Here is a 5,930-nt window from a genome sequence, read left to right on the forward strand (position 1 = left end):
CTTTCGGATCCAGGTAAGTCATTTGGCCCAGGAATCTCCTTCCGAATTCCTCCCGGCTCAGCCGGGGATACAGACAAAGCGCCTCGTGGCGCACAAGGTGCGCTCGACCACCCAGCGCACCTTGCCCAGTCCGGAGCCGTGGGCGACTCCGCGTCGGGCGATCATGGGTTTGATGCCGCGTTTCCACAGCAGGCGGCGGTACTTGTCGAAGTCGTAGCCCCGGTCGGCGTACAGCCGCCGGGGCTTGCGGCGGGGACGTCCGCGCAGCCCCCGGATCGGTGGGACCGCGTCCATCAGCGGCAGGAGCTGGGTGACGTCGTGCCGGTTTCCGCCGGTGAGTGTTACCGCAAGCGGGGTTCCGTGCCGGTCGACGATCAGGTGGTGCTTGGAACCGGGACGAGCGCGGTCGACGGGCGACGGGCCGACGTGATCCCCCCTTTGGCGGCCCGGACGTGTGATCCGTCCACGGCGCAGTCATCCAGGTCCAGCAGGTCCGCGCGGCGAAGCTCGGCCAGCAGGGCGGCGTGCAGGCGTGGCCAGGCACCGGCCTCGGTCCAATCCCGAAGCCGACGCCAGGCCGTGATTCCGGAGCAGCCCACGGTCTCGGCTGGGACATCGCGCCAGGCGACGACAGTCCGAAGGACGTACAAGATGCCGGCGAGAGCCGTCCGGTCCGGAACGCGAAGCCGCCCGGGATACCGACGGCGCCGTTCGGGAGCGGGCGGCAGCAGCGGGGCCACCCGCTCCCACAGGTCGCTCGGAACAAGATCATCACGCATCCGGGACACCCTGCCGACCAAGATCGACAAATGCAAGACCCGCAGCTCAACCCATTCTGAAACGATCAGTGAGTGCAACCTGCCAGCGCGAGGCAGACGACAGCGGCGACGGCCAAGACCGTACGCGGCGAGCGAAAGAGCTTCGACATATTCACCACGTCATCCTTGAGCAGCGCCGCGACCGCAACTGCCCCGTAAGGGAAAGACGGCTGAAACTGCCGCTTCAGGCCGATTTCACACGGCCTCCCAGCAGTGCGGCCCAGCATGCCGCCGCGCCCCGAAGAAGAGTCCCGGGGCGCGGCGGAGCCGCAGGGCGCGCACCGCGGCGCGGCCCGCCGCCTCGTTGGCGGCCGCGACGATCCGGGTCTGCTCCAGGCGGGCCTTCATCGCCCAGGCCGACGACTCCGGGCACACGGTGAGCCGGCCGGAGTCCGCGTCGTACGACACGGCGGCAACGTGCCCGGAGAGCTCGGGGCGATGGCCGCCCACCGCTCCCGCAGCTCCGCGCCGGCGGGCGGGAGCTCCCAGGCCCGCTCGGTGACCAGCGCGCCGATCGCCGCACCGAGACCCATCGGCTCGCGCCCGTCGCGCCGCACCGTGCGCACCGGCCGCGGCACCGGGGTGATGGTGGCCAGTCCCGCCCGTTCGGCGGCGAGCCGGTGCAGTGCCCCTGCCCGGGATGCATAGCTTGGGCGCGCCTGCTGCTGGGCGGCCGCTTTGGCGCGGAGTTCCTTGAGGGCTTGGCGGCCGTCGGCGAAGTGCTCCTCCGGTTCCCGGAGCTGCCGTTCGGCGGCAGCCTGGGGCATCTTGGCCTCGTACCGGCGTCCGTAGGTCATGAGCGAGCTGCGGGCCCCGTGGGCGAGCTGGAGGCCGCGGCGGACCAGGGAGGGGCCGTAGGAGCTGTTCGGCTTCCTCGCGGCCCAGGGTGTCGACGGCCAGGCTGGTGAGCGAGGTGTCGTCCATCGTGATTGACACGAAGAACGAGATGAAGAGGTCGATCGACGGCCTCGGCAGCTGGGTCAACGACCTGGAGCGGATCCAGCAAGATCACACCTCTCTGTCACGCCGTTCCCACCAGAGCGACGCTTCCACCGACGGCTGGGGCAACCATGCCGTCCTCAAACCGTGTTTGAGATCTGCCGTGTCTTGGGGTGGGAGAGGTCGTTGAGTCCTGTGTGAGTGCTTCTGGGGGTGGGTATCCATCGGACCTGACCGACGGCCAGTGGGCGCTGGTGGAGCCGTTGCTGCCACCAGCGAGGGTGGGGCCGAAGGGCGGGCGGCGGGAGAAGCACCCGCGGCGACGGATCGTGGATGCGATCTTCTATGTGGTCCGGACCGGATGTGCCTGGCGGCAGCTACCGAAGGACTTCCCGCCTTGGCCCACCGTTTACTGGTACTTCACCTGGTGGCACGACGACGGCACCGTCGAGCGCATGCACGATGCCCTGCGCGGCAAGGTCCGGGCGGCCGACGGCAGGAATGCCGAACCGACCGCCGGGCTGATCGACTCCCAGTCCGTCCGCACCGCCGACACCGTCCCGTCCGCAACCAGGGGCTTCGACGCGGGCAAAAAGGTCAAGGGCCGCAAGCGGTTCATCGTCACCGACACCCTCGGCCTGCTCCTGGCCGTGCACGTCGTCGCGGCCAACGTCCAGGACCGCGACGGTGCCCGCCGCCCGCTGCTGTGGACCCGGCTCGACCACCCGGGCGTTCAGAAGATCTGGGCGGACCAGGGCTTCGTCGGCCGCTTGGTCGACCGGACCGCCCAGATCCTCGGCCGCGAGCTGGCCATCGTGCGAAAAGACCCAGGCCAGCGCGGCTTCCAGGTCCAGCCCAAGCGTTGGGCTGTCGAACGCACCTTCTCGTGGCTCACCGCCCACCGGCGTCTTACACGAGACTACGAGACCAACCCGGCACACGCCGAGACGATGATCCGCTGGGCGATGATCGGCGTAATGGCGCGCCGACTGGCTCGGGGCCGAGCAGCCGTCCGGAGCGGCCCGCGGCTTCTCGCCGGCTCGGCTCAGGTGTCGTAGCAACCGTTCCAGGGCGCACTGAAAGCCAGGTCGTCGGGACAGAACTCGGCCCACACGCCGTCGCCCTCCTCCTCGCCCGTGTTTTCCTCCACGACCAGGCTGAACAGGGCTCCCTCAAACCGGACCTCGAAGGGCGCGATCGCGATGTCCTGGTACTGCCGCTCCGGAAGAGCGCCGAGCCACTCGCCAAGCAGCAGCCGGGCCGCGTCGATCGCCTTCTTCTCGCCGTCGGCCGTGGTGCCGGTGAACTGGATGCGTGAGTCCAGGTGCCGGCCTGCCTCGTCGAACCGATGGAGCACGGCACACCAACGCTTCTGGGACTGCCAGTCGTCGCCGCTCCAGCCCTCGGGGAAGGCCGCAGTGACCGAGGCGAAGAACTGGCCGCCCCGCCACCGCCCGATCGTGCTCGTGCGGTAATCAGGCTCGTGTCTGATTGGGATGACCCCGGGAACGCTCATGGGCGGAACCATAGGCGTTACCTGCGACAACAGGAGGCAACGATGCCATTCTGCGTCCGCCCTGAATGAGATCTCAAACACGGTCTCAGTTGCTCGTCGTGGCCAGTTTCGCCGCGAAACCCAGGAACAGTGCTCCTGCCCCGGTTGTGAGACCCGCCGACAGCTTCTTCCTGCGGCGGAACTGTGTGGCGAGATACGTACCCGCGAGGATCAGCGCCGTCACGTACGCGATGCTGATGACCTGGTAGATGAATGCGAGCAACGCGAAGGAGAGCGCCGGGTAGGCGTACTGGGAGTCGACGAACTGCACGAAGAACGAGATGAAGAAGAGAATCGCCTTAGGGTTCAGGACGGTGATCACCAAGGAGCGGCGGAAGAGCCTTCCACCTTCAGCCGAGTCGGAAGCGGCCAGGTCGTCTGGCGTGCTCTTCTCGTAGCGGCGACGCCACATCGCCCATGCCGCCCGAATCATGCCCACCGCGATCCAGGTCAGGTATCCAGCGCCTGCGTACTTCACGATGGAGAACAGTAGTTCGTTCGTCTGGAGCAGTGAAGCGAGTCCGGCCGCCGTTGCCACCATGAGGAGGGTCTCGCCTAGGAACACTCCCGCCGCAGCTCTGTAGCCGGCCCGGATTCCCAGTCGGGCGGCCACAGACAGGGTGAACAACGAGCTCGGCCCGGGCAGCAGAATGATCAGCAGCGCGCCCACGGCGTAGGTCAGCACGTTCTCCACTCCCAGCATTACAGCACCCTTCTCTTCGCCTGGGGCTCGGCGGCCGATCCCGACCCGCACAGCACGGCTATCCGACGTTGTTTCCCGTTCGTACGTTGTGCGCGATCACCATCTCATCCACCTCGCTGATCCGCTCCAGAGCGTATGTCTCGCTGATGTGGGTGAAGTTGTCTGCCCAGAACGCTCCCAGCTCGTCGATGTCCAGCAAATCCTGTTCACCGAACTTGGCGAACATCTCCTCCCGGTCCTCTCGCGTCACGGTGATTCCGAGGGCGGTCAGGTAGCTGTCGACCTCGGCGCTGCTCTTGAAGAAGTTGGGCCGCTCGTAGTCGACCAGCAGGTCCCAGGCTGGGCTGTTCGGCAGCGGAATGAACCGCGAGAACTCAACCGAGGAGAGCTCCACCTCGCCCAGCATCTGTCGGATCCCGGCGATGGTGCGGTCCAGCGTCTCCGGCCGCTCTCCCGGAGCGCCGGCGATGTAGGAGGCATGGACCGAGATGCCCGCCTTGTTGAGCATGCGGATGGCTTCGAGGTTGGTTTCGCCGGTTGTCTTGTTCTTGCGCTGTGCTTCGAGCATTTCGGGGTCGGCTGCGTCCAGGCCGATGTTGGCACGTGTGACGCCGAGCCTCCGGAGCTTGTCGACGTTGTTGCGTTTCGTCAGCCCCAGGGCGCGGGCGTAGACCATGACCTGCAGTTCGCCTTCGTCGATACGGCGCTTCAGGTACGGAGGGGTGGCGTCGATGAGCGCGTCCACATAGCGGGGACTTGCGGTGAAGCTGTCGTAGACCTCGAAGAACAGGTTGATTCCGTGCTCGCGGTTGTACTGGTCGATCATTTTCCAGAACCCGCGCGGGTCGCCGGTGTTGACGGTGAGGTCTGCGATGGAGCAGTAGGTGCAGCGCTTGTAGCCGTTCTCACAGCCGCGTGCGTTGTTGACGGTCACCGGTCGTACTTGGTGGCCGTGTAGATGACCGAACTGCGTTCGATAATTATCGGCATAGACATCGATGACGTCATCGATGAAGGAAAGATCTGGAATCGTGTTGCGCAGTGAGAGCGCGTACTTCGGTGCCGGGTTGAGGTGAACCCGGCCGTCCCGCCGGTAGGCGAGCGAGGACACCTCGGACATGCTGGTGCCGTTGAGCAGGGCACGGACCAGCTCCACGAAGGGGATCTCGCCGCCGTCGTTGGCTATCACGTAGTCGACCTGGGGCCGGTTACGAAGAATCATCTCGGGAAAGAAGATCGCGTGGTCGTCACCAAGGACGACTTTGGCGCCGCACGTTTTGGCGGTCTCTGCGATCTTCAGGGCCTCGGAATAGGTCGGCGTCAGTGCACTGATGCCGACAAGGTCGGGTGCGAAGGACCGAACAGCCTGCTGCACGAACTCTGTGTTGCTGATGCCGCCGTCGACGACCCGAACGTCGACGCGGTCACCCAGCTCATCGCGCATCGCCGTGGCGAGCTGGATGATCCCTATGTGCGGATAGCAGGCGTAGTTCGAGGCGTTCCTGTTGGCGGTGGGGTTGGGGGCATTCGCGAGTAGTACCTTCAGCGTCATTTAGTCACCTGGTGCGGGAGAGCGAAGTGGAGGGTTGAGTAGTACGCCCGGACAGGCAGATCATGAACATTTGCATGCGGAATATGTGTGCGCTAGGCGTCCATCAGCCAGTGCGGGGCTTAAATCCTATGGACCAAATCCATTCGGCCATACGGGTACCAGATCAAGACATTGGAGCGGAGGCCAGTAAGCCACCGGCGGCCTGGCGACGCGGCGTCTCCTTTGAGCGGGTCGTCGTCGAAGTCGCGCGGGCGGCGAGGCGGTGCAGCAGGGACATTGCGTGTTGTCGTTCCGCCCGGTTGAGCACCTGAGTCCTGCTTGATCACGTCCATCCCAGTGCGGTCAGTGGTCGGCTGGGGTGAC

6 protein-coding genes and 1 pseudogene are annotated in these 5,930 nt (G+C 66.0%); 1 reads left to right on the forward strand and 6 read right to left on the reverse strand.

The window, feature by feature from the left end; translation table 11 throughout:
- Nucleotides 1–93 precede the first annotated feature (93 nt).
- The 3 genes and pseudogenes from AC0682_RS31260 to AC0682_RS31270 all read right to left on the reverse strand — a co-directional run.
- Nucleotides 94–779, reverse strand: a pseudogene (locus AC0682_RS31260) (IS5 family transposase); the annotation flags it as partial.
- A gap of 234 nt (nt 780–1,013) precedes the next feature.
- The gene (locus tag AC0682_RS31265) at nt 1,014–1,268 is read right to left on the reverse strand and encodes a DciA family protein (RefSeq protein ID WP_478536596.1); all 255 of its coding nucleotides are present in this window, start codon (nt 1,266–1,268) and stop codon (nt 1,014–1,016) included.
- A complete protein-coding gene (locus AC0682_RS31270; RefSeq protein ID WP_478536601.1) occupies nt 1,163–1,615 on the reverse strand; it encodes a hypothetical protein in 453 nt (150 codons plus the stop codon). Before AC0682_RS31270 ends, AC0682_RS31265 begins: the two co-directional genes overlap by 106 nt.
- Nucleotides 1,616–1,954: 339 nt before the next feature.
- Between AC0682_RS31270 and AC0682_RS31275 the strand changes: the two genes are divergently transcribed.
- The gene (locus AC0682_RS31275; protein ID WP_478536597.1) at nt 1,955–2,815 is read left to right on the forward strand and encodes an IS5 family transposase; all 861 of its coding nucleotides are present in this window, start codon (nt 1,955–1,957) and stop codon (nt 2,813–2,815) included.
- On the opposite strand, the gene AC0682_RS31280 is transcribed toward AC0682_RS31275, so the two are convergent.
- The 3 genes from AC0682_RS31280 to AC0682_RS31290 form a co-directional block, all read right to left on the reverse strand.
- On the reverse strand, nt 2,803–3,273 hold the full coding sequence (locus AC0682_RS31280) for a hypothetical protein (RefSeq protein WP_478536598.1): 471 nt from the start codon (nt 3,271–3,273) through the stop codon (nt 2,803–2,805). The two genes, AC0682_RS31275 and AC0682_RS31280, sit on opposite strands and share 13 nt — an antisense overlap.
- 85 nt (nt 3,274–3,358) lie before the next feature.
- Complete coding sequence (leuE, locus tag AC0682_RS31285; protein ID WP_151514099.1) at nt 3,359–4,015, reverse strand: leucine efflux protein LeuE; 657 nt, start codon at nt 4,013–4,015, stop codon at nt 3,359–3,361.
- A 58-nt stretch (nt 4,016–4,073) separates the two neighbouring features.
- Nucleotides 4,074–5,567: a B12-binding domain-containing radical SAM protein gene (locus AC0682_RS31290; protein WP_478536600.1), complete on the reverse strand. Its 1,494-nt coding sequence runs from the start codon at nt 5,565–5,567 to the stop codon at nt 4,074–4,076.
- Nucleotides 5,568–5,930 lie beyond the last annotated feature (363 nt).

Source organism: Streptomyces sp. NPDC043746, from assembly GCF_056436485.1.